Genomic DNA, 245 nt, shown 5'->3' on the forward strand with positions numbered 1-245 from the left:
GTATTAATCCACTTTTCAACAAGGCCTCCGCTTCGAGAGCATTGCAATTAAGCCAATCTGAAACCGATTCAGCCGCAAGCAGCGCTGGCATACGGTGATGATAGCGTAGATACTCCTGTGTCGGTGCAGTGGTGAGTGTGATAACCCGCGTCGACTCCGGATAACCAATAGCTGCCATATACAAAGGCGACTTATCTGCTGCATAAAATAAATACTTGGTTTTGTTTTCAGTGGACGAGGTTCCT

Annotated in this window: 1 protein-coding gene; it reads right to left on the reverse strand. The window is 46.9% G+C overall.

Annotated elements, in window-relative coordinates:
* The coding region (locus FQ664_RS26685) for an SOS response-associated peptidase family protein (protein ID WP_144175977.1) at positions 1-245 on the reverse strand (245 nt) is incomplete at both ends.

Source organism: Pseudomonas persica, from assembly GCF_900291015.1.
Lineage (GTDB): Bacteria > Pseudomonadota > Gammaproteobacteria > Pseudomonadales > Pseudomonadaceae > Aquipseudomonas.